The organism is Neobacillus niacini NBRC 15566 (genome assembly GCF_001591505.1).
GTDB classification, from domain to species: Bacteria; Bacillota; Bacilli; order Bacillales; family Cytobacillaceae; genus Neobacillus; species Neobacillus niacini.
In genome coordinates this window covers 85,728-112,587 of record NZ_BCVA01000001.1, presented here as the reverse complement: position 1 = coordinate 112,587, position 26,860 = coordinate 85,728, and the positions used below count along the sequence as shown (strand labels likewise).

The following is a 26,860-nucleotide window of genomic DNA, read 5'->3' as shown; positions in this document are numbered from 1 at the left end:
TTCATTTTCCTATTGGATAACCTATTTGATTCCTCTATACTAGTAATAGTCATAAATATGAAATATACTTCAAGGATTCTGGTGAAAGATGATACACTATAATGTAAAAATTGATGCGTTTGAAGGTCCATTGGATTTATTGCTCCATTTAATAAATCGGCTTGAAATTGATATATACGATATTCCTGTTGCCCAAATTACTGAGCAATACTTAATCTATATAAAAACAATGTCAGAACTTAAATTGGATATAGCCAGCGAGTTTCTCGTAATGGCCGCAACCTTATTAGCCATCAAAAGTAAAATGTTATTACCCAAGCATGAAGAGGAATTGGATGATTTAGATTCCGACATTAGTTACGAAGAAGACCCTCGGGACGAGTTAGTTGAAAGGTTAATTGAGTATCGGAAATATAAAGATGCTGCTCTTGATTTAAAGTCGCTCGAGGAAGAACGAGGACTCATGTATACGAAACCCCCGAGTGACCTTTCAGATTTTGAAAAAGACAAACAGCAGGATAAGACTGAATTAAATGTTACTCTATACGACATGCTGGCCGCTTTTCAAAAGCTATTACGCAGAAAAAAGCTGCAACGTCCAATGGCTACAAAAATTGCCAGACAAGAAATATCTATAGAGGCAAGAATGACAGAAATTATGAATGAATTAAAGCATATAAAAGGACGAAAAAACTTTTTCGATTTATTTCCCGTTGCTGCAAAAGAACATATCGTTGTGACATTTTTGGCAGTATTGGAGCTTATCAAAAGAAAAGCAATAGACGTAGAACAACATGAAAACTTTGGAGATATTTTTGTTCATGCAGTTAAGGAAGGAGCAGAAGGGCTTGGAAATAGTTAATTGGCACAGTATTTTAGAGAGTCTTTTATTCGCTGCGGGTGACGAGGGGCTTACGTTAAAGCATGTGGCCGAGGTCCTCGAGGTAGAAGAACTCAAGGCAGGAGAAATAATAGAAGAATTAAGACAAATATATGAAATAGATAAGAATCGCGGCATTATGATTGTCCAGCTCGCTGGTACCTATCAGCTTGCAACAAAAAAAGAAAATGCAGCGTATCTTAAAAGACTAGTTGACTCCCCTAATACTTCTGCTTTGTCTCAGGCAGCCTTGGAAACATTGGCTATCATCGCTTATAAACAGCCAATCACACGTGCAGAAATAGAGGAGATTCGTGGTGTAAAAACAGAAAGGCCGCTCCATACCTTAATGACGAAAGCACTTATAAAGGAAGTTGGAAGGGCGGAAGGTACAGGAAGAGCATACCTATACGGGACCACAAAAGAATTTCTTGATTATTTTGGATTAAAAAACATCGCTGAATTGCCCAAACTCCCTGATAGAGTCGAAGAAGAATTTGTACAGGAAGAAGCTGACCTCTTTTTTGAAAAGTTCCAGGAAAGCATGAACCCTTAAAAGTAAAACAATTTCATTAGTTGTGATAAAATAAAAATATGATTTCAAAGAATTTCCGAAAATTCTACTTATTCGCGGCTAAAGGGGATTGATTTAATTGTTAATTAAAGAATGCACCGGATACGAATTGGAAAAGGAAAAATCAAACACTTCTGAAGACTTCTTTAATAGAAGTGAAGTAACTTTCATCGATGGTTCTGAGGAAAGAACACTGCACGTATTGTATGTTAGATACTTTGATGAGTTTCTTCAAGAACTCACTCCTTTTCAGGAAAACCCAATTTTGTCACAAGACAATATTGAAGTGAACTTTAAGGATATTGTGGCATTAGTATGTTTAATCAAGAACCCGGGTTTACGTAATCGAAAACGGTTATACATTAACTCCAAACAGGAATTTGCTTCATATTTTCAAGATATTGATTTTGATAAATTACCAGAAATAGTACTTGCTGTTAAGCAAAACCATAAATTTGAACTCCGTTCTCCACTGGACTACATTAAGCAATCGAGATAAGAGGAGATTTTAAGAATGCAGAAGGGGTGTTTGGATGGGAAATTCACTAGTTAAGACACAGCTAAAAGATGTTGGAGGATTTTTAACTTCGACAATCGGAACACTAGAAAATTATTTGAATGAAACAACGCTATCTCAAATGGAACAAGAATTATCAGGAGATTCAAGTTATTATAGATTAATTCTTTCCAATTTGAGAAAATTGCTTGTTTTTTGTGAAGAAGGTCTAGATGCTTGTTCAGTAATTTTGCAAAGTGAACCTTTTCAAAAGCCCACTGCTGAGAAAACTCTTTATCGTATTTTTCATCAGTGTATTGAAGAATTTTTCTCTCCCAAAAACGATGCTTGGTTTGAGGATAGTCGCTCTGCCTATACAGGACGAAATTCGATAAAATTTTATAAATCTGTACCTGAAAGTATACAAAAGTTAGTTAAAGGTCTTGAAGGTGAATTTCAAAGGGTTAGAGAAGAACTGGAATATTATGAAACAGATTATCGTACGAAAATGATTCAATCTAAATAAATGATTAAAAAACTGTCCTTTTATAAGGCCAGTTTTTTTGTTCATATTCCATAATATTTTTCATACCTTTTAGGGTTAGATTTGAAATAAAAGGGAGGGATATTATGAATCGATTTAGTCAATATGTCCAAGAGTTATTTGAATGGAACGAGCAAATGAAAGAATTTCTAGAAACAGAAGATGTCAAGGATAATTTAGAGTTATGGGAACAGCTTGAACATTTTACTGATTTAATCGAGAATACTACCGGAACATTATCTGATCATGACATGCTAAGTCTTCAATCGAAAGCTGAAGAAATTCATGAACACTTGGAAAGTTATTTTGCTCGTAAACAAGGAGTGGGGAATATCTGGGGTGAAAAAAAGAGCGTGCCGCCTGGCGGTCATACACTCCCAGAACTCCCATATGCCTATAATGCCCTAGAACCCTATATCTCAGAAGAAATTATGAGACTGCATCATGATAAGCACCATCGCTCCTATGTAGAGGGTTTAAACAAAGCAGAGGTAAATTTGAAGAAGGCTAGAGACAACAATGATTTCTCCCTTATAAAACATTGGTCAAGGGAATTAGCCTTTCATGGTTCAGGGCATTATTTGCATACAATTTTTTGGAGAAATATGATCCCAAAAGGAGGAGGAAGCCCTCAAGGACTCCTAAAAAAAGAAATAGAAAATTATTTCGGCAGCTTTGACAAATTTAAAAAACAATTCTCAGAAGCAGCGAAACAGGTTGAAGGCGTTGGGTGGGCGATCCTTGTTTGGTCCCCGAGGGCGAGACACCTTGAAATAATACAATCCGAAAGACATATGTTGTTGACACAGTGGGACACCATACCTCTCTTAGTTTTAGATGTTTGGGAACACGCGTATTATCTTCAGTATAAGAATAATAGAGCTGGTTACGTGGAAAATTGGTGGAATCTTGTCAACTGGAACGATGTCGAGATGAGGTTTGATAAAGCCTCTGAAATTAAGTGGCCAGCATACTAAATGAGAAGGCAATCGGCTAGGAGGCGATTGCCTTCTCATTTTTTAGGACAAATAGTCATATCAAGCCTTGTCCTGCATAAAATTTTAGAAAGCAAGGGCAGTAAGTATGGCTGCTAGAAATGTTAACGAAGGGGACGAGGTAAACTTATGAGAATGATTTGGAAGCTAGTCATTTTTGCCCTCATGGTCTCACTATTCATTGCAAACATTCCTCAAAAGGTGGATGCTTCCGTTTCCGTAAGTGCACGTGGTGCAGTTCTAATGGAGCAAGAATCTGGGCGTGTCCTATTTGAGAAAGATGCCCACACAAAAAGAAGGATTGCTAGTATTACGAAAATAATGACAGCAATTCTTGCGATCGAATCGGGTAAAATGGATGAGATAGTGAAAGTAAGTGAACAAGCTACCCGTGCTGAGGGATCATCAGTGTACTTAAAGCCGGGTGAAAAGATTAAACTTAAGCATTTAGTTTATGGACTTATGCTAAGGTCAGGAAATGACACAGCTGTTGCTATAGCTGAACATGTTGGTGGAAGTATGGATGGGTTCGTATATTTAATGAACCAAAAAGGAAGAGAAATCGGAATGTTAAATACACATTTTTCGAATCCACATGGCTTAGACGACCATGAAGACCACTATTCAACCGCCTATGATATGGCCTTATTAACCCGGTATGCTATGAAAAATAAAACATACCAAAAAATCGCTGGAACAAAGACTTATAAAGCACCAAATCCTACTGAAAATTGGGATCGTCAGTGGAAAAATAAAAACCGTTTACTCACAAAATACAAATATACGACTGGCGGTAAAACTGGGTATACAAAACGGGCCAAAAGAACCCTTGTTACAACAGCAGCCAAAGGAGACATGAGTTTAATTGCTGTTACATTGAATGCTTCTGATGATTGGAATGATCATATTGCCATGTATGAAAATGCTTTTAAAACTTATGATATGGCGGAAGTGTTGTCAAAAGGGAAAATAGAAATAAAAACAAATAAGATTTATCAAAAACATCTATATATTAAAAATACTATTGTTTACCCTGCCACAAATGAGGAAATGGACTTGTTCTCCATAAAATATAAATTAAATAAGCCGGGAGAAGATTGGGAGGACTCGGACCATAATGGTGAGGCTGTTGGTAAAGCGCAGGTGTTCCTGGATGGAAAAGTGGTTAGAGAAACACCTATTTATTATCAAGGAAATCCTGAGAAGAAAAAAGGACTATTTGATTCGTTAAAAAGTATATTTCTATCAGTTATTGGCGTGAAACTAAATGGTTAATTATATTTGGGTTTTTATGACAATTGTTGGTTTCGTTTTTGCGATGATTAACGGAACAATGGAGGAAGTAAATAAAGCAATATTTGATGGAGCAAAGGAGGCAGTGACTCTTTGTATTGGTTTAATCAGCATTCTTGTTTTTTGGCTGGGGATGATGCGGATTGCTCAAGAATCAGGGTTGCTTGAATTATTAACTAAATTATTTCGCCCGCTTGTAAAAAGATTATTTCCTGATGTGCCAACGAACCACCCCGCAATGGGATATATATTATCTAATATGATTGCTAATATGTTCGGCCTGGGTAATGCAGCTACTCCGCTTGGAATTAAAGCAATGGAGGAATTAAAGCAATTGAATGGCGGCAAGAATTCAGCCAGTCGTTCAATGGTTACGTTCTTGGCTATAAATACGGCGAGTATTACCATCATTCCTACAACGGTCATTGCAATTCGAATGAACTATAATTCTGCATCCCCAACTGAAATAGTTGTACCAACCTTAATCGCAACCATCATTTCCATGCTCGGAGCTGTTTTGATAGATCGTTATTTTTATAATCGACGAAGTCGTAAAGGATGAATGGAATGGAATTTCTTTCGGTCATTTCCCTAGGTTTTATCCCAGTTTTAATAGGAATTATCCTTCTATATGGTACGGTTAAACGAGTTCCGACCTATGAGAGTTTTGTTGAAGGTGGAAAAGAAGGAATCAAAATTGCTTTTTCCATCATTCCATTTCTTGTAGGTATGCTGGTGGCGATTACGGTCTTCCGTGCTTCAGGTGCGCTGGAAGCATTAATGAACTGGATTAGACCAATGATGGAAGCAATAGGTGTTCCAGCAGAAATTGTCCCCTTAATCTTAATAAGACCGATATCTGGAACAGCTGCACTAGGTATGACTAGTGATTTAATTGCTGTATATGGTCCAGATTCTTTTATTGGAAGGCTGGCCTCTGTATTGCAAGGCAGTACAGATACGACCTTTTATGTGTTAACGGTTTATTTTGGTGCCGTAGGGATCAAAAAAATGGGAGACGCATTAAAGGTTGGACTACTTGCGGATGTGGTGGGCATAATAGCAGCTATTCTTGTTGTGATAGTTGTATTTGGTGCAAAGTAAAAAGCTTAATTTGTTCATTATATAAATAAGCAGGTTCCTAGTAAATGACATTTATAGGAACCTGCTTATTTATTTTTTTTATAAAATAGCCGTTACTTTGAAAAAAGGCGATTTTGTGTCATAATTCATTAGGAAAGAATAACTAATTGTTTTCCTAACAAACTGTGGTACTGCACATAGTGTTCAAAATAAAGGTAAACAGCTGAGGTGGATCATAATGGAAAGATTGCAAAAGGTAATGGCACGAGCTGGTATAGCTTCACGAAGAAAATCTGAAGAGCTAATAAAAGAAGGTAAGGTAAAAGTTAATGGGAAAATAGTTACAGAAGTAGGTGTAAAAGTTACACCTTCTGACAGGGTTGAAGTGAATGGAATCCAAATTGAGAAGGAAGAACCCGTTTATTTTCTTTTGTATAAACCACGCGGTGTCATATCGAGTGTAAGTGATGATAAAGGAAGAAAGGTGGTAACAGATTTCTTTCCATATATACAAGAAAGAATCTTCCCGGTGGGACGGCTTGATTATGATACTTCCGGATTATTACTGCTAACAAATGATGGGGAGTTTGCAAATTTACTTATGCACCCTCGGAATGAGATAGAAAAAACTTATGTAGCTAAAACGAAAGGAATTCCATCAAAGGAGAATCTTAGAAAACTGGAGAGAGGAATTCGTCTTGAGGATGGAAAAACTGCGCCTGCTAAAGTCAAAATGCTTTCTGTAGACAAGCAAAAACAAACTGCAATCGTGGAAATTATCATACATGAAGGGCGAAATCGTCAGGTTAGGAGAATGTTTGAAGCAATTGGACATGAAGTTTTGAAACTTAAACGGGAACGATATGGTTTCTTAACATTGCATGGTTTATCTGCTGGGGACGCTAGAGAACTAACGCACCATGAAGTGAAACTATTAAGAGGACTATCATTGGAGTCTACTAAAAAAAATTCATAAAGCTGTCACAATTGTGTTTGTATGTAATTACTATTGCTATAGGGGAAAGTGATATAATTTAGACAATTGTGTTTAGAAATAGGAACTTTCAGGGGGGAGAAAAATGAAAAAACGGCGATTAGTTATGAGGACAACAATCCTCATTGTTCTTGCTGCGGCCGTTGCCTACACGCTGTATGCCAACCTTACAAAGGATAATAGAATGAAAGTGGAAGTTGGTAAACAAGCTCCTGATTTTGCATTGGTTGATATGGAAGGTGAAAAACATAAACTTTCCGATTATAAAGGGCAGGGAGTATTTTTGAATTTTTGGGGAACTTGGTGTAAGCCGTGTGAAGCGGAGATGCCTTATATTAATAACCAATACAATCATTATAAAGACAAAGGTGTTCAAGTACTGGCAGTTAATGTCAGTGAATCTGAATTAGCCGTAAATCAATTCGCAGAGCGAAAGGGGTTAGACTTTCCGATTGTGATTGATACCGACGGTCAAGTTCAAGCTGCATATGGAATTAACCCTCTTCCAGCAACATTTTTAATCGACAAGGATGGTAAAGTGGTTAAATATCATACAGGGACATTAACTGAGTCAACTGTAAGGGAGTTTATGGAGAAAATTAAACCTTAAGGGTTTGTAGGGAGTTTTTTGCAATGAAAGATATTAAATGTGAATGCGGACATGTTAATCCACATGGAACCGTATTGTGTGAGGCATGTGGTAAAGTTTTTGATGAGCAATCAAAAGATAAATCGTTGCTGGATATGCGGTATGAAGGCAGTGCTCGCCGTTCACAAACATATAATAAATCTATTGTTGATAAAATATGGAACTTTTTTTCTTCGGTAAAGGTAGGTGTGTGGCTCATTGTCATCACCTTAGTTGCTTCTGCAGCTGGGACGATTCTTCCACAGGAAATGTACATACCCCCTACAATGCCGGCAGAAGAATACTATGAAGATCAGTATGGTTGGTTTGGGAAATTATACTATGAGTTAGGCTTTAATAATTTGTATAGCTCATGGTGGTATCTAGTATTAATCGCAATGATAGGTATTTCTCTGGTCATTTGTAGTCTAGACAGGGTGGTGCCCTTGTATAAGGCACTAAAAGCCCAAAGAGTAACTAGGCACGAGGGATTTTTAAAACGCCAGCGTCTGTTTGGAACAAGCGAGAACGTTATCGAACAGGACATCGCTGGTGTTAGAGAACGATTGAAGGCAAAACGCTATCATATAAGAGAAGAAAACGGGGACTTACTTGCTGAAAAGGGTCGTTTTTCTCGTTGGGGTCCGTATGTGAACCATGTTGGATTAATTGTCTTCTTAATCGGAGGCATGCTGCGATTTGTTCCAGGAATGTACATTGATAAAGTCTTGTGGCTTCGTGAAGGTGAAACCAAGGTTGTACCCGAAACAGACGGACAATACTATGTAGCAAACGAGAAGTTTATTCTTGAAAATTATGATAAGGAAAGAGACAAAACCTTTGAAGCGGCGATCGATCGCGCTGGCATGGTAGTTAAGAATTATCAGACAAATGCAGTGCTATATAAAAGAGTTGGACCTGCAATTCCTGGGGAAAAGCCAGAATTAAAAAAGGTTAAGGAACACGCAATCAGAGTTAATCAGCCATTGAAGTTTGAAAAGTTCGCTCTATATCAAGTTGACTATAAACTTGATGAACTTAATACAATGTTTTTCTCATTAACAAACAAATCTAGTGGTAAAACCTTTGGAGACATAAAAATAAACCTTTATGATCCAAAGCCAAAATATGACCTAGGAAATGGATATCAGGTTGAAGTTTTGAGCTTCTTTCCAGATTTTGAATTTGCAGAAAGTGGAGAGCCTACTACAAAATCAAGAATACCTAATAATCCTGCCTTTGTTTTTAAAATGACTTCACCAGAAGCACCAAATGGGGAAACTAGTTTTGTTGCGATTCAGCAAACCATTGAGCCATTAGGGGATAATCAATACAAAATGGCTTTCAAAGGAATCGAAACCAAAAATGTTACGGCCCTAACCGTTCGAAAAGATTTAACAATTTGGATTATTATGTTAGGCGGTATTCTATTTATGATTGGTGTTATCCAAGGCGCATATTGGAACCATCGCAGAATTTGGGTACAACATAAAAATGGTGAAATCTGGATTGCAGCCCATACGAATAAAAATTGGTATGGTCTAAAAAGAGAAATTGAAAGTGTACTAGCTAACACGAAAATTAATATACCTATTGACCAGATTGAAAGTCAAAAAGTGGATAAGGAGGGAGTCTAGTTGGTAACAATAAGTAGTAATTTACTTTATATTTCGTTTGTTCTTTATTTAGTTGCGACCCTCTTCTTTGGTGGAGCCATCAAGGCTAAAAAAGATATTGGAGAAAAGAAAGGTACAAACCGCTGGGGGAAAATTGCCGTTTTTTTAACAATAGTCGGCTTTATTTCACAGGTGGGATATTTTATTACAAGATGGATTGCCGCTGGACATGCACCGGTAAGTAATCTATTTGAGTTTACAACCTTTTTCGGAATGTGTCTCGTTGGTGCATTTATAGTCATTTATTTTATTTATCGGACACCGCTACTTGGGTTGTTTACAATGCCTGTTGCAATACTTGTTATTGCCTATGCAAGCATGTTTCCTAGAGATATTTCTCCATTAATACCTGCGCTGCAAAGTGACTGGCTTCATATCCATGTTACAACCGCAGCCTTAGGTGAAGCAATTTTAGCGATTAGCTTTGCAGCTGGATTGATTTATCTAGTAAAGGTAATTGATCAATCTAAAGCGAGCAAGAGAACATTTTGGCTCGAAGCGGTGATGTTTGGTTTAGTAACCACCCTTGGGTTTGTTCTTGTCTCCACATTATTCTCTGCTATGGATTACAAAGCAGAATTTAATTGGATTGATAAGAATAACCAAGTGGCCACAATTGAATATACAATGCCGGCGATTACTGGACCTCATGAAGGGGAACTCCTAACAAAAGATAAATTTGAACCGCTCGTAGAAATGCCTGCAATAATAAATGGAAAGAAAATGAATTCTGTTATTTGGTCATTTATCGGAGGTTTTATACTCTATGGGTTATTAAGATTAATACTAAGAAAACGAATTTCGGCTGCTCTTCAACCTTTAGTTAAAAACATTAATCTGGATTTTGTTGATGAAATAAGTTATCGTTCAGTATTAATTGGTTTCCCGGTATTTACCTTAGGGGCATTGATTTTTGCAATGATATGGGCACAAATTGCCTGGACAAGATTCTGGGGCTGGGATCCAAAAGAGGTATGGGCGTTAGTTACGTGGTTATTCTACGCAGCCTTTTTACATCTCCGTCTTTCAAAGGGCTGGCATGGGGAAAAATCAGCATGGCTGGCCGTAATTGGTTTTGTTATTATCATGTTTAACTTAGTGGCAGTAAACCTTGTGATTGCGGGCCTCCATTCATATGCTGGATAATAAGAAATGAACTTTATAGCCTTTACTTGTCCCAAGTAAAGGCTATTTTTCAAATATTTAGTTTGTAATTAGTTGGTTTGTCAAAAAATCGACACTTTTTGCAGAGACAATTTCGTTTAGTTGTAGATTATAATAGTCACATTTTGTAAAATAACTGCATGGGGGGATTATTAATGGATAAAGACGTGAAAATTTTAGTAGTAGATGACGAGGAAAGAATTCGTCGTTTATTAAAAATGTATTTAGAGCGTGAGGAATATTCAATTGATGAAGCTGAGGATGGGAATGAGGCATTAGCGAAAGCGATCGCAAATGATTATGATGTAATCCTTTTAGACTTAATGATGCCTGGTAAAGATGGATTAGAGGTTTGCCGTGAATTAAGGGAAAAGAAGGCTACACCTGTAATCATGTTAACTGCCAAAGGTGAAGAGGTTAATCGTGTACAAGGCTTTGAAGTGGGTACAGATGACTATATTGTAAAACCATTCAGCCCGAGGGAAGTAGTTTTGCGAGTAAAGGCTCTATTAAGAAGATCATCTCAAACAAGTTATCTCCAAACAGATACAACAACAAAGGATGTTATTGTGTTCCCACACTTAACAATTGATAATGACGCACATAGAGTTTTGGCTGATGGTAAGGAAGTAAGTTTAACGCCTAAAGAATATGAGTTACTATATTTCCTAGCTAAAGCACCTGATAAAGTTTTTGACCGGGAGCAATTACTAAAAGAAGTATGGCATTATGAATTTTTTGGTGATTTACGTACGGTTGATACACACGTTAAGCGTCTCCGTGAAAAGTTAAATAAAGTTTCTGAGCAGGCAGCAAGAATGATTGTAACAGTTTGGGGAGTAGGCTACAAATTTGAGGTAGTTAATGAATGACCTTTTTACGCAGTGTAGTTGGTAAGCTCTGGCTTACCATAATATTTTTGGTTACCTTTATCCTTTTTATTCTAACAGTCATGCTACTTGAGTTTTTTGAGAATAACACCATTATGGGAACCAAAAATGATTTAACTCATCAGGCTGAGAAAATAGCTAATGTTCTGGAAAATCATCCTGATGAGCAATTTCCTTTAGGTTTAGAAATCTCTTGGGAAATTATTGATGAAGTTACAAATGTAGTCATCATTAAAAATGACCAGGAAGTTTATTTCTCTCCTAACTCGGAAAAATCAGTAAAGTTGTCGGTTCCAGACATCCAAAATGATATCGAATTGTCCAAAGTGTTTGAAGAAAACAGGACAGTTGAAAAAGTATCGAAGCTTTCCATTAATGAATCGGACCAAGACGCTGCAAAATATTCAATCATTGGTGTTCCGCTGCACATTGATGGACAAAATGGTGCTGTTTTTATTTATCAATCATTGGAAGTAGTCGAGGAAACTACTCATTCAACAACTAATTTTATATTGCTTGTTGCGGGTGTTGCAATTATCTTGACAACTATTTTTGCTTTCTTTTTGTCTACCAGGATTACTGCGCCATTAAGGAAAATGAGAGAAGCAGCATTCGAAGTAGCAAGAGGGAAATTTGACACGAAAGTACCAATCCTCACCCATGATGAAATAGGGGAACTTGCTACAGCTTTTAACCAAATGGGGCGGCAGTTAAAGTTCAATATGAATGCCCTTAGTCAGGAAAAAGAACAGCTTGCTAGTATTCTGAGTAGTATGGCAGATGGTGTAATAACCTTTAATCGTGATGGGACAATCTTAATAACCAACCCTCCTGCAGACCGCTTTTTACAATATTGGTACTATGAAAAAGGTGGACCTCACACCACTTCTGAAGAAATACCAACAGAAGCTATGGAACTTTTTCAAAGAGCTGTTGATACGGAGAAGGAGCAAATAGGGGAAATTTCTCTTCAGGGCCGCCATTGGGTCATTCTGGTAAGTCCGCTTTATAGTAACCGATTTATTCGTGGAGCAGTAGCTGTACTAAGAGATATGACAGAGGAAAGGGTATTAGAAAAAATGAGAAAGGACTTTATTGCAAATGTTTCTCATGAACTTCGAACGCCGATTTCCATGTTACAGGGCTATAGTGAAGCCATTGTCGATGATATTGCAGAATCTCAGGAAGAGAAAAAGGAAATGGCTAAAGTCATCTATGATGAATCTCTAAGGATGGGGAGACTTGTTAATGAGCTGCTTGATCTTGCTAGAATGGAAGCAGGGCATATTCAATTAACACTTGATGAGGTTAACCTCTATTCGTTTATGAATAGAATTGTCCATAAATTTCAAGGTCTGGCTAGGGAAAATGATATCTACTTAAGTGCTGACCTAGAAAATGATTTACCTAATGTTTTATTTGACCCTGATCGTATTGAACAAGTACTGACCAATTTAATTGATAATGCAATCCGTCATACTCCACAAGGAGGATCAGTCAGGCTACTTGTCAAAGCTGATGATTTAGGAATAAAAGTGGAAGTGTCGGACTCAGGTTCAGGTATACCGGAAGAAGATTTGCCTTTCGTCTTTGAACGTTTTTATAAAGCGGATAAAGCCCGAACGAGAGGAAGAGCTGGTACAGGACTGGGATTAGCTATTGCGAAAAATATAATTGATGCCCATCGAGGGCATATTTCCGCACAAAGTAAAATTGGACAAGGAACGACATTTAGCTTCTTACTTCCACGAAAATAAGAAAAAAATGGCGATTTCTATTGATTCACGGGAAACATATTCTAAAATCTAAAACTCATCTACTACGGGTGAGTTTTTTTGTTTCCTTAGAATGCCTTCACTTTTTGGCTTAAAAAGTCTATATTTAAAATGTGAAACTTTTTGTACATAAGTATCGACTAATTCTATGAACGGGGAGGGGAATGGATGAACTCCGTTTTCGATGAACTATATCAAAAATATCATCATGACGTTTTTCAATTTTTATTTTATATGGTTAGAAATAAAGAGCAGGCAGAGGATTTAGTACAAGAAGTATATATCAGGGTGTTTAAATCGTATCATCGCTTTGAAGGAAAGAGCAGCGAAAAAACATGGCTATTTTCTATCGCACGTAATGTTGCAATTGATTCTTTTCGGAAGCAAAAGGGATGGAAGGGCAGGCTGCTAGAAAAGTTTGATTGGTCTTCCAGCCAAGTAAAAGATGACTATCCCATCCCAGAAGAAATTATGATTCATAAGGAAGAAATTAAACGGATCTATCAATGTTTGGAACATTGTACAGTGGATCAGCGTTCTGTTGTCATATTGCGATTTTTAAATGATTTATCAATAACTGAAACGGCCGAAGCTCTTGGATGGACAGAGGGTAAAGTGAAAACTACACAGCACCGTGCAATAAAAGTATTAAAGAAGCATATGGAAATGTTTAATGAAAAGGAGGGATTAGATAGTGAAGAAGTCAGAGTGGAGCGATAAGCAGCTCGAAGAATTACTAAGGCAAATGCCCAAAATCCATGACCATCGCAATCCTCGTGACATATACCAAAATCTTTCCATAAAAAAGCGAAAACGGTCTGCATGGATTATACCGGGTATTGCAACTGCAGCCGCATTACTTCTTTTTTTCTTATTAGTTCCAACAATGTTCGATAGAACTGAATATTCTCTTGATCGTGCTGTTCAGGAGAAAGTTTCCAAGGAGGAACAAAAAAGTTTATCTCAAGAAGATTCATCGACTCTGAAAGAGGATTCAACGAAAAACGAGACAGGAATATCAGGCACGGAACAAAAAATGCTCATGACTTCGAGTGATAAAACAGCATTGTATGATGATGAATTAGGAAATGGGACAGTTCTTACCTACTGGATTCCTGATTCTCAAGCACAAATTTTAGTGCCTGTATCTACAGTTGTTCAACTAGATCAAAATAAAAACTGGCTCACTGCTTTCATCGAAACAATGGGATTATTAAAGGAAGAGGAATGGGGATTATCAGACTATTATCCTCTAAATGCGACTTTAACATTAGATACTACAAATAACACCGTAATGGTTGATGTGCCTATTAATCATAAATATGGAGAAGGTTCAGCGTCTGAAACGAAATTTATTGATTCTTTAAAGAAAAATATCTCTTCAAATAGTCAAGTTAATAAAATTATGCTTACTACGAATGGTCAACCAGGAATAGAATTTGGTAATTTTGGTGAAATCAAAGAAATACAAGTTGAATCAGAAGGTAAACATGCCTATTTCTTTTATACACCAGATGGAATGGAAACCACCTACCTTGTCCCTACCACTGATAGTTATCAAAATATTAATGCTGCTTTCGAAGCGATGAAGACAGAGCCATTAGAAATGGGTTTAACAGCCTCAGTAGTACCATCCTTTTCTTTTAAGGATATTGAAATCAAGGAAAATAAATTAATTATTACAATAGATGAAAATGCAGTAATGGAAAATAATTTAGAAAATGTTTACTCCTTAGAAGCTATTTTATTGACAGCAAAGGGTTTTGGAATAGATACTGTAAGGCTTCTAAACGCTCCTATCAATAGTTTAGGACCGTTTGATTTAACAAAGGATATAAAGGTTCCATTAGCGCCCAATTATCGTCCAATTCAATAAAATTAGACAAAAAAAGATTAACCGTAACAAGGTTAATCTTTTTTTATCTAGTTTCACAAGAGTAATCTCCTGGATCGAAGCCTCGCACCACGAGGAGGCACCTTTCACTTTTCGATACTTTTATGAATAGGGCTCTTTTAAAACTGAATGTTAATTTAACTGTGTTTGGAGAGTAAGCGGAGAATTTCCGTTTAAATTGGTAATTACCCATATTTCCTTAAAAATAAGCGGAGTTTTTCCACTTATTGTATCGAAATCCATGGAATTTGTCTTATTTAAAGCAGTTAACCGGAATATCTCCGCTTATTTCTGCTTTTTAAGCTCATCTTTATACAATAGCCGGAAATTCTCCGCTTATGAATTCTCGGCCCTACACGAAATCAACAATAAATAATAACAGAGCAATGAATAAAAAACCATTTCTCTCCAAATTATAACAAGTATGTTCAACCGCTCTCATCAAATTGTATGTTCTAAACATGAAGAGATAAACATATGGTTTGTGGAGGAGAGGACAAGATTAAGGAGGAAAATAATTAAATGCGAGACTACATAAGGCGGCTTTTAATCGCCGCAATTATGGCGCTTTGTGTCAGTTTATTATTTTTAGGCGGTAAGCAGACCGAAGCGAGTATGCAGGATTCAAAAGAAATAAAAGCTGGATGGATATGGCCCACGGATGGTGTCATATCTGATACATATGGGACTAGGCATGGTACACATAAAGGAATAGATATAGCTGGAGGTCTTAACTCTCCTATAGTTGCTGTAGAGGATGGTGTAGTAGGTAAATCCTATTATTCCAAAACATATGGAAATGTTATCTTTATTAAACATCCCAATAATTTTGTTACGGTATATGCACACTTAAATAATCGACTTGTAAATGAGGGGCAGGTGATTAAGCAGGGTGATAGAATTGGAACCATGGGAAGAACGGGTGAATCTACAGGTGTTCATCTCCATTTTGAGAGTCATCAAATCGAATGGACGTATGATAAGAAAAATGCTATAGATCCTGAAAGGATGCTTGGCAATGCTGAGGTGGGTGTGGCAGTAACAGGAGGTATGGCGAGTACTTCAGATAGCTTAGCAGCTAGTACCAATGTAAATAGTGATAAATCCCATTATATTGTACAAACTGGAGACACACTGACTTCCATTGCAAAGAAAAGTCATCTTTCAGTTGAAAAGCTAAAGGAAGTAAATCAACTAAAATCAGATCTTATCATGCCTGAACAAATTTTAGTTCTCCATTGATAATTTACAGTGCACTAACCAATACATATGCGGTTAGTGCTTTTTTCTTTTCAAGACTAATTTTTATTTGTATAATAAAATGGAAACTAAATATCGATCTATCTTCGGGGCAGGGTGAAATTCCCGATCGGCGGTATTAGAGTAAAACTCTTGAGCCCGCGAGCCGTAATGGCAGGATTTGGTGTGATTCCAAAGCCGACAGTATAGTCTGGATGGGAGAAGATGGAGGTTCTGCGACGTTTAAAAAATGCTGGTATTTTGAACGTTTATTAAGAGTGCCTTTGTAAAATCCCTCAAGATATTCTTCTTGGGGTTTTTTAATTTTAACTCGGACACCTTATCGCTGATGAACCTCTCTTCCTAACTTGATGGATCAAAAAGGAGAGAGGAAAAATTGAAAAAAAAAATGAGTGTCAAAGCAATTGTATCAATTGGAATGCTGAGCAGTATCGCATATCTTTTAATGCTAATTAACTTCCCGCTTCCGCCATTCCCAAATTTCTTATTTATTGATTTTAGCGATATCCCAGCTTTAATCGCAGCTTTAATTTTTGGACCTGTTGCAGGAATATTAGTTGAGTTTTTCAAAAATGCACTTAATTATGTAGCTACTGGAAGTGCAACAGGATTTCCCGTTGGGCATATTGCTAATTTTCTAGCTGGTATTTTGTTTGTACTGCCTACGTACTATGTCTATAACAAAATGAAAACCAGAAAAGGAATGACTCTTGCACTCATCGTCGGAACTCTTATTATGGCGGTCATGATGAGTATTTTAAATTACTTGTTTATCTTACCTGCTTATACTTCGCTGCTAAAGTTCCCTGACATGCGTAATTTAGTAGTACCCGCTATTTTACCTTTTAATATCATTAAAGGCATTGTAATGTCTTCAATATTTATGCTGTTATTCATTAGAATGCAGTCTTGGATTAATAAATTAACCATTGTAAAAAGTGCTTAAAGCTAAGAAACCAGGTGTGAGCTTGGTTTCTTTTTATTTCAGGTACACAGATACATAAATAACCCCCGCCTAAGTTAGCGGGGGTAGCAGCTTAACAATCTTTTAATGACAAAATATTATTCGAATTTTGTTGCGTTGCCATCAAATGGTTCGTCAGCAACTTTAATTGAATCTGTTGGACATCCCTCGAAAGCATCCATCATATCATCAATTAAAACATCTGGGATTTCAACAATACCCTCATTATCATCAAGAGTTACGAATGCAATACCCTCATCATCATAATCGTAAATGTCTGGTGCTGCTGCGCCACATGCTCCACATGCAATGCAAGTTTCTTTGTCAACAATCGTATACTTTGCCATGAAAAAAAAACCTCCCAATAAAATAACTTACTATCTTCCATATATTATGGAAACGCATTACTCATTCCTATTGTAAAACTCTACGAGTAACTTTTCAATAGAAAAATGCTCTATAGGTTTTGGATTCCCCCAATCTTCCACAATTTTAAGCAACATCACCCTCAGTTTCATGGTAGAATAAAGGATAGAAAAATAGGTGATTTTGTCGATTCTCAACAAAAAGTGGTGGAATGGAATGAGTAACATTAAAAACATTTTGTTATATTGTTTAAAACAATTAAATGGTGAACGAACAATTTATTCCATCTATCACCTATTAAATGGAAAGAAGTCGTCGCAAACCCTTCAGGATGCACATTTATTTTCATTAAAAAGGTACTTTCGAATTCTTGAACCATTAACCCGTGATGCTTTTGATGAAATTTTCAACCACTTACTTGAAAAAAAACTGGTGGAAGCTTGTGGGGAACAAAGATTTCTACTTACCTCAGCAGGTGAAGATTATTTATTAAATCATGCACAGCCGTATTATGTGAATGGATGGCGATATCAACCCTTTACTTTAATAGTATGGGAAAGACTCTCGCTGTTAGTACAAGTCACTTCAAATTTTACATTCCAAGAAACAAAATATATCCCAATTCAAAAAAATGTGGAAGTTCATAACTGGCTAAAGGGGTTTCTGAAGTCTACATCTGTACCAAAGGCAGAGCTCGGAAAATCGCTTTTTTTTGAATTAGTGCAAATTCTAGAACACGCAAGGGATGTCAATCCAGAGGTCTTGATATTTCGATTAACAGGATACAAACAAATTGGAAGGACTTCATCCCAAATTGCCAAAGAATTAGAGTTAGATTCAATACAATATCATCTTGAATTTATCAATGCAATTCATTGCTTACTTCATTTTGTTGAAAGTGAACCGGCTCGCTTTAAAGTGTTATCATCGCTGTTTACTAATTTAGACCATAAGGATACCTTAACGCTTTCGGCGCGTAAAACCCTGGTACTGTTAAATCAAGGCTTTACCACTGAGGAAATCGCCGGCATTCGGAATTTAAAAATAAGCACGATCGAAGACCATCTAGTGGAATTTGCTTTGAATGTTAAAGATTTTTCAATTAACTCGTTTGTAGATGAAGAAATTCAGCTAATGATTCTAGGAATTTCAAGGCAAGAATCGACTAGGCAGCTTAAGGTAATTAGGAACCATATCAAAACAGCTTCTTACTTTCAAATCAGACTCGTTCTTGCAAAGTATGGTGATAGACAATGGAACTAGAGAATCTTTTGAATAAGCATTTTGGATATAAAACCTTTAAAACGGGGCAGAAGGAAGTGATTTCTTCTCTGTTAGGAGGAAACCACACGATTGCCATGCTTCCGACTGGCACTGGTAAATCCTTATGTTACCAACTCCCCGCTTATTGTTTGGATGGTCAAATTTTAATTATTTCTCCTCTGTTATCTCTTATGCAGGACCAGGTGGAACAATTAATGAAGTTTGGCGAGAAACGGGTCATTGCATTAAACTCGTTTCTTGACGCTGAAAAGAGAGGCTACGTATTACGTAATTTAAAACAATACAAATATATTTTTGTTTCGCCCGAGATGTTAAGCATGCCTATAATAATGAAAAAACTGCAGGCTCTTACTGTTTCATTATTTGTAGTAGATGAGGCACATTGTATTTCACAATGGGGCTACGACTTTCGCCCGGAATATTCGAAATTAGGGGATTACCGAAAACAATTAGGGAATCCTCTAACCCTTGCTTTAACAGCAACAGCAACCAAAAAAGTAAGAGAGGATATCATTCAATCTCTCGACTTACAGAAATTCACTAAGATTGAATCAACGATTGACCGGCCAAATATTGCTTTTTATATTGAAGAAGTAACTAACTATTATGATAAACAATCAAGACTGATTGAATTAGTTCGAAAGCTTCAGAAACCTGGTATCATTTATTTTTCAAGTAAGAAAATTGCTGAACAAATGGCCTCACTATTAGCGGACAAGGGAATTACGAGAGCTATGGCCTATCATGGAGGCTTAGACCAGGAGCAAAGAATATTAATACAACAACAATTTATTCACGGACAACTCGATATTATTTGTGCAACAAGTGCTTTTGGGATGGGAGTTAATAAGGAAAATATTCGATTTATCGTTCATTATCATATGCCAATGCAAATTGAGTCTTACCTGCAGGAGATTGGTCGAGCTGGACGCGATGGTGAGGATAGTGTTGCAATTTTATTATATGCTCGGGGAGACGACCAGCTTCCTATACAGCTGGCAGAAGGCGAATTACCGTCTGAACAGCAAATTGATTGGCTGTTCTCATATTTTCCAAAGGAAGAAATACTGATTGACCATTTTCTTGACATGAATCAGCACTTAAGAGAGGATGGGGGATTCTCCGAGGTTCAGTGGAGGATCATTCAAGACTTTATCAAAAAGTCTCTGAAATTCACCAATTTAGAACAAGCAAAACAGCGATTGAAGGACTTTGTTAATGCTAGATTAAAGGTGAAAAAGGACAATATTCATTATCTGAAAAAGTGGATTGAATCCAAGTCGTGTAGAAGAGAATTAATTTTAAATTATTTTGAAGACGAGCTGGTACTAGAAAAAATACAGAATTGCTGCGATGTTTGTGGTATACAGTTAGAACAATACCAGGCAGCTGAAGATTTCCACAGCCATCCTGATAATGCAAAAATGTGGAAGGATTATTTAGCCAATATTCTACTAAATCGTGAGTTGAGGTAATGAAAAATAAATACAATGAACTAATCAAAGGATTAACGGATAGAGAACTTCTCTCTCATCTATATATGACCCAAATCTTCCTGCTTGTCATTACTTTTGTTTTAGGCATTCTTTTGTTTGACCATTTTTCATATTTGTATACAATTGACTTCTCGGATATAAGAATTTTGTTAATCGGCATTCCTGCCGGTGTAGCTGTTGTCATTGTTGATATTATATTAATGAAATTACTCCCGAAGTCTTTTTACGACGATGGCGGACTGAACGAGAGGATATTTAAAAATCGAAGCGTCATCCACATAGCAGGGATAGCCGCATTGGTAGCATTTAGTGAAGAGTTGCTCTTCCGTGGTGTCATCCAAACCAAGGTTGGACTAATTTTTGCAAGTATTATTTTTGCTATCATACATTATCGTTACCTTTTTAATTGGTTTTTATTTTCTAATATTGTCATTATTAGTTTTTTAATTGGCTTCATTTATGAATGGAGTAACAATTTAGCCATAACGATAATCATGCATTTTACCATTGATTTTTTATTAGGGCTTTATATTAAATATAAAAACACCATAGATGTCGATGGAACAGGAGGATTGCTTCATGAATAAAGAAGAACCTTTTAGAAGCCAGGCAGAACGGCTAAAACGGAGAATTGAAAAAATTAATGAAGAAACAACTGAGGTTCGTGACCAATTACCTCCAAGAGAACAAATTCATAGGGAAAAAAGAAAGAAAACAAAATGGAAAGTAAAATATCCTATCATTCGTATTTTAGTATTATTTTTTATTCTTCTTCCAATCGTTATTTTTAGTGCATACTCGTATCTTGAGGAGGGAAAAGGCAGCAAAACTGAGAAAGTTACTGGTGACTCTTCTGGATATGAAGTGATTAACTTTGAAAAAACTGAAACTGAAAGTACTGTTGAAACAAAGGTAGAGGAAAATGAAAATACTCCAGTGGAGGAGGAGCAAGAGGCCGTTGAAGTTCAAAAATCTATCAGTGAAGATACTTCAATAGCAACTCCAGCTCCTGAACCAACAACGATTAGTGGGCAAGGCACAGATAAAAATGTTGAACCAGCTCCTCAAGTGATTTATCATACGGTTAAACCGGGAGAAAACCTATATCGGATTTCATTGAAATATTACCATTCAAAAGCTGGGGAGGATATTATCCGAAAGGCCAATAACATTTCTAGTAATGAAATTTATTTAGGTCAGGTTTTAAAAATTCCATTAAACAAGTAGCCGATCATGTTTGATCGGTTTTTTTTTATTTAATTCTTTCATAATTTATCGGACAAGTTCATATTTATGTTACTGAGGTGGTTATAGTATGGATAAACCAATTCGTTCACTTGAACATACTGATGAGGCAACAAAACAAATGCTAGAAAACGTACGTAAAAGGAAAATAAAGTTTGATACAGCCAAGAGATGGCACTATTTAACAATCTATTCTATGCTGTTATTTGCTCTTTTATTTTTTAGTTATTTTTATTTTAATATTGCAAAACAATACTCTTATTCTTTCTTTGCAATGTTTTCTGCCTCTGTAAGTGATGCTATAAATATTGGATTGTTTGCCATTACAGCAATTCTCTATGGAGCAATGAATGTCCTAAGACAGCAGAAGGATAAAAAGGAGAAGGAATACCAAGAATTAAGGTGTGAAATAGTAAATCGAAGTAAGGATCTTTGGAAGAAAGAAGAACATTGGAAAAATCGCCATATTGATTTTGAGGTAATGAAAAATATATATGACATTAATCTTTATCACGAAAAAAAATAAGAAGCAGTATTAAACTGCTTCTATAGTCCGATATTAAAAGAACTTCTTCTTACCCTGTTCTTCCTTTAATATTTCTACTGCTTCCATGAAGCGTTGCGAATGAATAATTTCGCGTTCACGTAGGAACCGTAACCCATCATTTAAATCTGGATCATCGCTCAGGTTAATAATCCATTGATAAGTAGCTCTTGCCTTTTCTTCAGCCGCAATATCCTCGTAGAGATCAGCAATGGGGTCACCTTTAGCTTGTATATAAGTTGCTGTCCACGGTACCCCAGAGGAATTTTCATAATATAAGGCGTTATCATGAATAGCATAGTGATCTCCTAAACCGGCTGCTTTCATCATTTCTGGAGTGGCATCCTTTGTGAGTTTATAAATCATTGTGGCAATCATTTCCAGATGGGCGAATTCCTCTGTGCCGATATCCGTTAATAATCCAATTACTTTATCAGGTATAGAATATCTTTGATTTAGATATCGTAATGCCGCTGAAAGTTCGCCATCAGCACCGCCATATTGTTCAACTAAATATTTTGCCAATGTAGGATTACAAGTACTCACCCGAACTGGGTATTGAAGCTTCTTTTCGTATATCCACATGTACAATATTCCCTCCCTGAGTTTTTATATTTAGACTTGCCATGGCCAAGGTGGTTCGTTCCAATTCCATGGATGTCCAGAATAACTGTGCCCATATTGCATCAGTGGTCCAAATTGGCTTTCAAATGCCTTTTTTACGGTCTTTCTTTCTTTAACATAATGATTGAATTGCTTAATAGCTTCAAGATCATCAGGGTGTGTATCTAAATATAAGGTTAATTCAACTAAGACAAAGTCAACCGCTTGTAACTGCTCCATGATTTGATAATATTCTGGCGGGATTTGTTTCATCTAGGGTTTCCCCCTTTGGCTAACTCAAATGGGTTGAAGTAGGGATCGTAAAAAGCTTTCCACAGTGTTCCTGCTCTTAGTGCTTCCTGTGGTGAGAATTGAGGCAAATTTGGCGGCTGGAATCCGATATATAGATTCGGCGGAGTAGAAAAAGTTTTTTCTAGAATCGGCTTGCAGGGGTCAAATGGACTAGCAATAGGGTGCCAAGTTTTATATAGTGTAAACATAGTAGCCCTCCCTTGATTAATATCATTAATAAATATGAAAAATCTCTAGATTCATGACATAATATTGAAATAAAAAGGATATTCCCAATGTTTTGTTGAAGTATAAATAGGAAGGATAATTACTTAGAGGTGATGGATAGTGTTTGTTAAAAATATGATGATTCCAAATCATGCCTGTGTGACGGTACAAGAAGACACAACATTGGCTGTTGCATTAGAACAATTAGAGAAAAATGAAATTGATGGAGTTCCAGTTTTACAAGGAGAAAAGTATATAGGGGTAGCAACACGTTACAAGATTTATGAGAGCTACTTTCATTCCGGCAAATCAAAAGAAGAGTATATAAATACCATCACAGTTAAAGATGTTGCAACCCATCAGGAAAAGTTTTTAGTGGGCGAAGAAGTTTTTGAAAAAACACTTCTAGATTTAAAGGATTTTCCATTATTAGCGGTGGTTGACTCAAACCGTAAATTCCTAGGGGTTGTGACACGGTCAGATGTACTATCCACTTTTCAGAGCGCTTTCGGTGTAAACCGTCCAGGGGTACGGATTGCCTTTACTTCGGTAGAAACAGAAGGTCGAATTGCTAGGCTTTCTGAAATTGCCCATCACTTCCATGAACATATTATTTCACTTGTAACGTTTGATGAGACTGATAAATTAGTTCGAAGAATTGTTATGAAGGTTGAAAAGAAAGATAATATCGATCGGTTTACAAAGAAACTGGAAGAACAAGGTTTCCGGATCTTAAGTATACAGGAAGATTAGTTAATCGAATTGGAAAGAAATTAAATCCTTCTCATACAATCTATGGGAGGGATTTTTGTGTTGAAGTTAATCTGGCGGATGTTTTTTATTCTTCTGTGCGGGTATTTATTTATTGAATGGTTTCCAATTACTTATCCATTTCATATTTCTGATATTTTGGTCGGACCGATTATTTATCCATTGGAATTTTTTGCTGCCTTATTCGCTTTTTTCTTCGGATTAGGTGTAAGTGTACAACAAATTCAAGAGATTCTGAAACTTATAAAGAAGGGATTAAAGAAAAAAAGGAGCAAGCTTTAGTTGTTTTTAGTTTTAGTTTTCTTTATGGTATGATTTCCGTAGGACACCTTAGAAGGGAAAAGGGGAATTGAATGAATATTATTTTTGTTTTTGTTTTACTTTTAATTCTGGGAATAGCTTTAATCTTATATATGGCTAAAGAAGCATTCCTCAATCATGTGGTACATCATAAAATGACCTTTGAAGACTTTCCAGAGTCATTCGGAGCGGTATCAATATTTTTTATCTCTGATATACATAAGCGCCTCATTTCAGATGATATTATCAATGCAGTAAAAGGAAAAACTGATATTGTAATAATTGGCGGGGATTTAACGGAGAAGAAGGTTCCTTTTCCAAGGGTTAAGAAAAATCTAGAGAAATTGAAACAGGTAGGTCCTGTATATTTTGTATGGGGCAATAATGATTATGAAACTGACTTTCGTAAATTAGATGCCATACTCTTGGATTATGGAATAAAAGTTTTAGATAATACTTCAGCTATCTTTGAATCTAAAAATGGTGATAAAATATCTTTGCTTGGTGTGGATGAACTAGGTCAAGGGAGAGACAGATTGGACTTGGCGTTGTTAGACGCGGAGAATAACAGCTTTAAAATATTAGCAAGTCACTACCCGGATATCACAGATAAAATATTGCCAGAACATAATATTCGTCTTGTGCTAAGTGGTCATACTCATGGTGGACAAATACATATTTTGGGTTACAGTCCATTTGAAAAAGGGAAAGTAGAAAAATTAGATAATACTACTATTTTAATTAGTAATGGGTATGGTACGACAGGGGTCCCGTTAAGGTTAGGGGCACCTGCACAGTGTCATTTGATCACAATCAAAAAAGGTAGTTAATTTTTTTCAAGAATGGTTTGTTAAATGTCGGAGGAATCAGGATGGACGACCAAGAAGGTAAATATAATATTAAAGCGGCTGCATTAATGTTGGGGATTCAGCCAGGAACGCTAAGAGCGTGGGAAAGAAGATATCAAATGATTGCTCCAGTTCGAAATGAAGCTGGCCATCGATTATATACAGAAGAGCATATCAAAATACTTCAGTGGTTAATAAAGAAGGTTAATCAGGGATTTACTATTAGTCAGGCCGTCTCTTTACTGGGGCACAATCAATCGCTAATGGATTCAGAAACCTTAACCCTTAATCAGGGAAATCCACTAATCAATATAACAGACTCTCTTTATGAAGCCTTAACTCACTTTGAGCATGAGCGGATAGCCGAAATTATTAATAATATGTTTAGTATCTTCACAATGGAAAAAGTAATTATTGATATTTTTGGTCAGATTTTAAAGAAAATAGAGGATTCTTTTGTCTCAGGGAAAATAATACCTGCACAAAAGTATTTTTCCTCTTCGCTTATAAAAGCTAGAATTACGATGATTATTAACAGCTTTCCTATTAATGTACATCATAATAAAGCTATCTGTATAAACTGGGCTGAGGATCAGGATAATACTGATCTGCTATTGTTTACTTTTTATTTACAAAAACGTGGTGTTCAAGTTATAAATATAGGTAAAATTTATTCAGAAGGTGAGCATAATCAAATAACGGATATGATTCATCCAGATTTAATCATCATTTTCTGTGAAGTCCAAGAAGAGTTAACAGAAGTACTTTCATTGGTTAAACACCTATCGTTGAAACATAGGGATATTACGATTGGACTTGGAGGTAAGGCTATAACCGCCATAAAACCATCTGAAAAAGGTCAATACGCATCCTTTATTTTTGGACAAACAAGGAATGAATGGGAAATGTGGCTTTTGGAAAGGATGGTATTTTAGACAAAGCACCAACCAAAGCCATTGACATACACTAGGGATAAGAGTTATGTCACGGCAGGGGGCAAAAGAGCATGCGCTTAGAACGCTTAACAGTCAATAAGATAAAAATTTTTTTAACCTCTGATGATTTACTGGAAAGGGGACTTTCCAAAGATGATATTTGGAAAGATTCTATAAAATGGCATCAACTTTTTCACGACATGCTGGAGGAGGCAAGTGAAGAATTTGATGTTGAGATACAGGGTTCTGTTGCAGTTGAGATTTTTTCCTTGCAGGCTCAGGGGATGATTATGATCATAACCGTCGACGATTATATTGAAGATGAAGAAGTCTTGTTTGATGGCTTTGTGGAGATGCAAGTAAGGGTTGAAGGTTGTGAAAACCTACTGTATCAATTCGAAAGTATTGAAGATATTATCGCACTTTCTCATAGGCTATTTGCATTAAAAGTATGTGGTGGAAGTTTATATTCTTATAACAATCGATATTACTTAAATATGAATAACATTGATTCATCTATAATTGAGAAAATTGCAGCATTTTTATCCGAGTACGGTAATCCATCCATTCTAAGCACACACTTACTTGAAGAATATGGGAAACGAATTGTTGAAGGTAAAGCGGTGGAAACGATTCAAAAATATTTTAAATAGATTTCTGATGCTTTGAGGAAATGTAAATAGGAGTCCGCCGCTCCTTTTTCTTTTGGTAAAAACCCCAGTATATATGAATGGAAGCGGTTACAAACAATAGCTCGAAAATAGTCAATAGTGAATTTTTAATCTTGCATAAATCATTTAAACGTGTATACTTGTGTCTGAAAGCGACAACATTTGTTA

General features: G+C 36.3%; 32 protein-coding genes and 1 riboswitch. Of the genes, 28 read left to right on the top strand and 4 right to left on the bottom strand.

Annotation, left to right across the window (positions count from 1 at the left end; translation table 11 throughout):
• Positions 1-88 precede the first annotated feature (88 nt).
• The 18 genes from BANA01_RS00605 (at position 89) to BANA01_RS00520 (ending at position 17,092) form a co-directional block, all read left to right on the top strand.
• Positions 89-862, top strand: a complete 774-nt coding sequence (locus BANA01_RS00605; protein WP_034677269.1) for a segregation/condensation protein A — start codon at positions 89-91, stop codon at positions 860-862.
• Positions 849-1,436 (top strand): SMC-Scp complex subunit ScpB, encoded by a 588-nt coding sequence (gene scpB, locus BANA01_RS00600; RefSeq protein ID WP_034677272.1) that lies wholly within the window; start codon positions 849-851, stop codon positions 1,434-1,436. Before BANA01_RS00605 ends, scpB begins: the two co-directional genes overlap by 14 nt.
• Positions 1,437-1,533: 97 nt before the next feature.
• A complete protein-coding gene (locus BANA01_RS00595; RefSeq protein ID WP_034677275.1) occupies positions 1,534-1,953 on the top strand; it encodes a hypothetical protein in 420 nt (139 codons plus the stop codon).
• Positions 1,954-1,987: 34 nt separating this feature from the next.
• Positions 1,988-2,476, top strand: a complete 489-nt coding sequence (locus tag BANA01_RS00590) for a YpuI family protein (RefSeq protein WP_034677277.1) — start codon at positions 1,988-1,990, stop codon at positions 2,474-2,476.
• Positions 2,477-2,580: 104 nt separating this feature from the next.
• On the top strand, positions 2,581-3,471 hold the full coding sequence (locus BANA01_RS00585) for a superoxide dismutase (RefSeq protein WP_034677279.1): 891 nt from the start codon (positions 2,581-2,583) through the stop codon (positions 3,469-3,471).
• Positions 3,472-3,618: 147 nt separating this feature from the next.
• A complete protein-coding gene (locus BANA01_RS00580; RefSeq protein ID WP_174524388.1) occupies positions 3,619-4,764 on the top strand; it encodes a D-alanyl-D-alanine carboxypeptidase family protein in 1,146 nt (381 codons plus the stop codon).
• Positions 4,757-5,344: a nucleoside recognition domain-containing protein gene (locus BANA01_RS00575; RefSeq protein WP_034677281.1), complete on the top strand. Its 588-nt coding sequence runs from the start codon at positions 4,757-4,759 to the stop codon at positions 5,342-5,344. The genes BANA01_RS00580 and BANA01_RS00575 overlap by 8 nt, the downstream gene beginning before the upstream one ends.
• Positions 5,345-5,349: 5 nt before the next feature.
• Positions 5,350-5,886, top strand: coding sequence for a spore maturation protein (locus BANA01_RS00570; protein ID WP_034677283.1), 537 nt, complete (start codon positions 5,350-5,352; stop codon positions 5,884-5,886).
• A 217-nt stretch (positions 5,887-6,103) separates the two neighbouring features.
• Positions 6,104-6,841: a 23S rRNA pseudouridine(2605) synthase RluB gene (rluB, locus tag BANA01_RS00565; RefSeq protein ID WP_034677285.1), complete on the top strand. Its 738-nt coding sequence runs from the start codon at positions 6,104-6,106 to the stop codon at positions 6,839-6,841.
• A 103-nt stretch (positions 6,842-6,944) separates the two neighbouring features.
• Positions 6,945-7,469 carry a thiol-disulfide oxidoreductase ResA gene (gene resA / locus BANA01_RS00560; RefSeq protein WP_034677287.1) on the top strand — a complete coding sequence of 175 codons (525 nt, stop codon included), beginning with the start codon at positions 6,945-6,947 and terminating at the stop codon, positions 7,467-7,469.
• 23 nt (positions 7,470-7,492) lie between these two features.
• A complete protein-coding gene (resB, locus tag BANA01_RS00555) occupies positions 7,493-9,124 on the top strand; it encodes a cytochrome c biogenesis protein ResB (protein ID WP_034677289.1) in 1,632 nt (543 codons plus the stop codon).
• Complete coding sequence (gene ccsB, locus BANA01_RS00550; protein WP_034677291.1) at positions 9,125-10,309, top strand: c-type cytochrome biogenesis protein CcsB; 1,185 nt, start codon at positions 9,125-9,127, stop codon at positions 10,307-10,309.
• Between the two features lie 173 nt (positions 10,310-10,482).
• On the top strand, positions 10,483-11,199 hold the full coding sequence (locus BANA01_RS00545; RefSeq protein ID WP_034677293.1) for a response regulator transcription factor: 717 nt from the start codon (positions 10,483-10,485) through the stop codon (positions 11,197-11,199).
• Positions 11,196-12,974, top strand: coding sequence for an ATP-binding protein (locus BANA01_RS00540; RefSeq protein WP_034677295.1), 1,779 nt, complete (start codon positions 11,196-11,198; stop codon positions 12,972-12,974). The genes BANA01_RS00545 and BANA01_RS00540 overlap by 4 nt, the downstream gene beginning before the upstream one ends.
• A gap of 186 nt (positions 12,975-13,160) precedes the next feature.
• On the top strand, positions 13,161-13,712 hold the full coding sequence (sigX, locus tag BANA01_RS00535; RefSeq protein ID WP_063251247.1) for an RNA polymerase sigma factor SigX: 552 nt from the start codon (positions 13,161-13,163) through the stop codon (positions 13,710-13,712).
• Positions 13,687-14,868, top strand: a complete 1,182-nt coding sequence (locus tag BANA01_RS00530) for a GerMN domain-containing protein (RefSeq protein WP_063251246.1) — start codon at positions 13,687-13,689, stop codon at positions 14,866-14,868. The genes sigX and BANA01_RS00530 overlap by 26 nt, the downstream gene beginning before the upstream one ends.
• Before the next feature lie 540 nt (positions 14,869-15,408).
• Positions 15,409-16,128: a peptidoglycan DD-metalloendopeptidase family protein gene (locus BANA01_RS00525; protein ID WP_063251245.1), complete on the top strand. Its 720-nt coding sequence runs from the start codon at positions 15,409-15,411 to the stop codon at positions 16,126-16,128.
• A 96-nt stretch (positions 16,129-16,224) separates the two neighbouring features.
• Positions 16,225-16,356, top strand: a riboswitch (FMN riboswitch).
• Between the two features lie 178 nt (positions 16,357-16,534).
• Entirely contained in the window at positions 16,535-17,092 is a 558-nt protein-coding gene (locus BANA01_RS00520; RefSeq protein ID WP_063251401.1) for an ECF transporter S component, read from the top strand.
• Positions 17,093-17,208: 116 nt separating this feature from the next.
• Here BANA01_RS00520 and BANA01_RS00515 read toward each other — a convergent pair whose 3' ends face one another.
• Complete coding sequence (locus tag BANA01_RS00515; RefSeq protein ID WP_063251244.1) at positions 17,209-17,457, bottom strand: ferredoxin; 249 nt, start codon at positions 17,455-17,457, stop codon at positions 17,209-17,211.
• A gap of 235 nt (positions 17,458-17,692) precedes the next feature.
• Here BANA01_RS00515 and BANA01_RS00510 point away from each other — a divergent pair, with 235 nt between their 5' ends.
• From BANA01_RS00510 to BANA01_RS00490, 5 genes are all read left to right on the top strand, one after another.
• On the top strand, positions 17,693-18,739 hold the full coding sequence (locus BANA01_RS00510) for a YpbB family protein (protein WP_063251243.1): 1,047 nt from the start codon (positions 17,693-17,695) through the stop codon (positions 18,737-18,739).
• A complete protein-coding gene (locus BANA01_RS00505; RefSeq protein ID WP_063251242.1) occupies positions 18,730-20,235 on the top strand; it encodes a RecQ family ATP-dependent DNA helicase in 1,506 nt (501 codons plus the stop codon). Before BANA01_RS00510 ends, BANA01_RS00505 begins: the two co-directional genes overlap by 10 nt.
• The gene (locus BANA01_RS00500) at positions 20,235-20,843 is read left to right on the top strand and encodes a CPBP family intramembrane glutamic endopeptidase (RefSeq protein ID WP_063251241.1); all 609 of its coding nucleotides are present in this window, start codon (positions 20,235-20,237) and stop codon (positions 20,841-20,843) included. Before BANA01_RS00505 ends, BANA01_RS00500 begins: the two co-directional genes overlap by 1 nt.
• On the top strand, positions 20,836-21,483 hold the full coding sequence (locus tag BANA01_RS00495) for a LysM peptidoglycan-binding domain-containing protein (protein ID WP_063251240.1): 648 nt from the start codon (positions 20,836-20,838) through the stop codon (positions 21,481-21,483). Before BANA01_RS00500 ends, BANA01_RS00495 begins: the two co-directional genes overlap by 8 nt.
• A gap of 88 nt (positions 21,484-21,571) precedes the next feature.
• Positions 21,572-22,027, top strand: coding sequence for a DUF2663 family protein (locus tag BANA01_RS00490; RefSeq protein ID WP_063251239.1), 456 nt, complete (start codon positions 21,572-21,574; stop codon positions 22,025-22,027).
• Positions 22,028-22,060: 33 nt separating this feature from the next.
• Here BANA01_RS00490 and BANA01_RS00485 read toward each other — a convergent pair whose 3' ends face one another.
• The 3 genes from BANA01_RS00485 to BANA01_RS00475 are packed head-to-tail and all read right to left on the bottom strand — an operon-like array spanning position 22,061 to position 23,148.
• Complete coding sequence (locus BANA01_RS00485; RefSeq protein ID WP_063251238.1) at positions 22,061-22,630, bottom strand: manganese catalase family protein; 570 nt, start codon at positions 22,628-22,630, stop codon at positions 22,061-22,063.
• A gap of 30 nt (positions 22,631-22,660) precedes the next feature.
• Positions 22,661-22,921 carry a spore coat protein CotJB gene (locus BANA01_RS00480; protein WP_063251237.1) on the bottom strand — a complete coding sequence of 87 codons (261 nt, stop codon included), beginning with the start codon at positions 22,919-22,921 and terminating at the stop codon, positions 22,661-22,663.
• Complete coding sequence (locus BANA01_RS00475; protein ID WP_063251236.1) at positions 22,918-23,148, bottom strand: spore coat associated protein CotJA; 231 nt, start codon at positions 23,146-23,148, stop codon at positions 22,918-22,920. Before BANA01_RS00475 ends, BANA01_RS00480 begins: the two co-directional genes overlap by 4 nt.
• Positions 23,149-23,287: 139 nt before the next feature.
• Here BANA01_RS00475 and BANA01_RS00470 point away from each other — a divergent pair, with 139 nt between their 5' ends.
• The 5 genes from BANA01_RS00470 to BANA01_RS00450 all read left to right on the top strand — a co-directional run bounded on the left by BANA01_RS00470 (position 23,288) and on the right by BANA01_RS00450 (position 26,674).
• The gene (locus tag BANA01_RS00470; protein ID WP_063251235.1) at positions 23,288-23,920 is read left to right on the top strand and encodes a CBS domain-containing protein; all 633 of its coding nucleotides are present in this window, start codon (positions 23,288-23,290) and stop codon (positions 23,918-23,920) included.
• Between the two features lie 57 nt (positions 23,921-23,977).
• Positions 23,978-24,220: a hypothetical protein gene (locus BANA01_RS00465; RefSeq protein ID WP_063251234.1), complete on the top strand. Its 243-nt coding sequence runs from the start codon at positions 23,978-23,980 to the stop codon at positions 24,218-24,220.
• Positions 24,221-24,291: 71 nt separating this feature from the next.
• Entirely contained in the window at positions 24,292-25,068 is a 777-nt protein-coding gene (locus BANA01_RS00460) for a metallophosphoesterase (RefSeq protein ID WP_174524387.1), read from the top strand.
• Between the two features lie 41 nt (positions 25,069-25,109).
• Complete coding sequence (locus tag BANA01_RS00455) at positions 25,110-26,021, top strand: MerR family transcriptional regulator (protein WP_063251233.1); 912 nt, start codon at positions 25,110-25,112, stop codon at positions 26,019-26,021.
• 71 nt (positions 26,022-26,092) lie between these two features.
• The gene (locus tag BANA01_RS00450; protein WP_063251232.1) at positions 26,093-26,674 is read left to right on the top strand and encodes a genetic competence negative regulator; all 582 of its coding nucleotides are present in this window, start codon (positions 26,093-26,095) and stop codon (positions 26,672-26,674) included.
• The last annotated feature ends 186 nt before the right edge of the window (positions 26,675-26,860 follow it).

Excerpts from the sequence above, each read along its gene's own strand:
- sigX (WP_063251247.1), top strand. The coding sequence starts at position 13,161 with ATGAACTCCGTTTTCGATGAACTATATCAAAAATATCATCATGACGTT.
- BANA01_RS00570 (WP_034677283.1), top strand. The coding sequence starts at position 5,350 with ATGGAATTTCTTTCGGTCATTTCCCTAGGTTTTATCCCAGTTTTAATA.
- BANA01_RS00485 (WP_063251238.1), bottom strand. The coding sequence starts at position 22,630 with ATGTGGATATACGAAAAGAAGCTTCAATACCCAGTTCGGGTGAGTACT.
- BANA01_RS00605 (WP_034677269.1), top strand. The coding sequence starts at position 89 with ATGATACACTATAATGTAAAAATTGATGCGTTTGAAGGTCCATTGGAT.
- BANA01_RS00495 (WP_063251240.1), top strand. The coding sequence starts at position 20,836 with ATGAATAAAGAAGAACCTTTTAGAAGCCAGGCAGAACGGCTAAAACGG.
- BANA01_RS00525 (WP_063251245.1), top strand. The coding sequence starts at position 15,409 with ATGCGAGACTACATAAGGCGGCTTTTAATCGCCGCAATTATGGCGCTT.
- BANA01_RS00475 (WP_063251236.1), bottom strand. The coding sequence starts at position 23,148 with ATGTTTACACTATATAAAACTTGGCACCCTATTGCTAGTCCATTTGAC.
- BANA01_RS00520 (WP_063251401.1), top strand. The coding sequence starts at position 16,535 with ATGAGTGTCAAAGCAATTGTATCAATTGGAATGCTGAGCAGTATCGCA.
- BANA01_RS00490 (WP_063251239.1), top strand. The coding sequence starts at position 21,572 with ATGGATAAACCAATTCGTTCACTTGAACATACTGATGAGGCAACAAAA.
- resA (WP_034677287.1), top strand. The coding sequence starts at position 6,945 with ATGAAAAAACGGCGATTAGTTATGAGGACAACAATCCTCATTGTTCTT.
- rluB (WP_034677285.1), top strand. The coding sequence starts at position 6,104 with ATGGAAAGATTGCAAAAGGTAATGGCACGAGCTGGTATAGCTTCACGA.
- BANA01_RS00505 (WP_063251242.1), top strand. The coding sequence starts at position 18,730 with ATGGAACTAGAGAATCTTTTGAATAAGCATTTTGGATATAAAACCTTT.
- BANA01_RS00575 (WP_034677281.1), top strand. The coding sequence starts at position 4,757 with ATGGTTAATTATATTTGGGTTTTTATGACAATTGTTGGTTTCGTTTTT.
- BANA01_RS00480 (WP_063251237.1), bottom strand. The coding sequence starts at position 22,921 with ATGAAACAAATCCCGCCAGAATATTATCAAATCATGGAGCAGTTACAA.
- BANA01_RS00455 (WP_063251233.1), top strand. The coding sequence starts at position 25,110 with ATGGACGACCAAGAAGGTAAATATAATATTAAAGCGGCTGCATTAATG.
- BANA01_RS00580 (WP_174524388.1), top strand. The coding sequence starts at position 3,619 with ATGAGAATGATTTGGAAGCTAGTCATTTTTGCCCTCATGGTCTCACTA.
- BANA01_RS00545 (WP_034677293.1), top strand. The coding sequence starts at position 10,483 with ATGGATAAAGACGTGAAAATTTTAGTAGTAGATGACGAGGAAAGAATT.
- BANA01_RS00585 (WP_034677279.1), top strand. The coding sequence starts at position 2,581 with ATGAATCGATTTAGTCAATATGTCCAAGAGTTATTTGAATGGAACGAG.
- BANA01_RS00540 (WP_034677295.1), top strand. The coding sequence starts at position 11,196 with ATGACCTTTTTACGCAGTGTAGTTGGTAAGCTCTGGCTTACCATAATA.
- BANA01_RS00450 (WP_063251232.1), top strand. The coding sequence starts at position 26,093 with ATGCGCTTAGAACGCTTAACAGTCAATAAGATAAAAATTTTTTTAACC.
- BANA01_RS00460 (WP_174524387.1), top strand. The coding sequence starts at position 24,292 with ATGAATATTATTTTTGTTTTTGTTTTACTTTTAATTCTGGGAATAGCT.
- resB (WP_034677289.1), top strand. The coding sequence starts at position 7,493 with ATGAAAGATATTAAATGTGAATGCGGACATGTTAATCCACATGGAACC.
- BANA01_RS00500 (WP_063251241.1), top strand. The coding sequence starts at position 20,235 with ATGAAAAATAAATACAATGAACTAATCAAAGGATTAACGGATAGAGAA.
- BANA01_RS00510 (WP_063251243.1), top strand. The coding sequence starts at position 17,693 with ATGAGTAACATTAAAAACATTTTGTTATATTGTTTAAAACAATTAAAT.
- BANA01_RS00515 (WP_063251244.1), bottom strand. The coding sequence starts at position 17,457 with ATGGCAAAGTATACGATTGTTGACAAAGAAACTTGCATTGCATGTGGA.
- BANA01_RS00590 (WP_034677277.1), top strand. The coding sequence starts at position 1,988 with ATGGGAAATTCACTAGTTAAGACACAGCTAAAAGATGTTGGAGGATTT.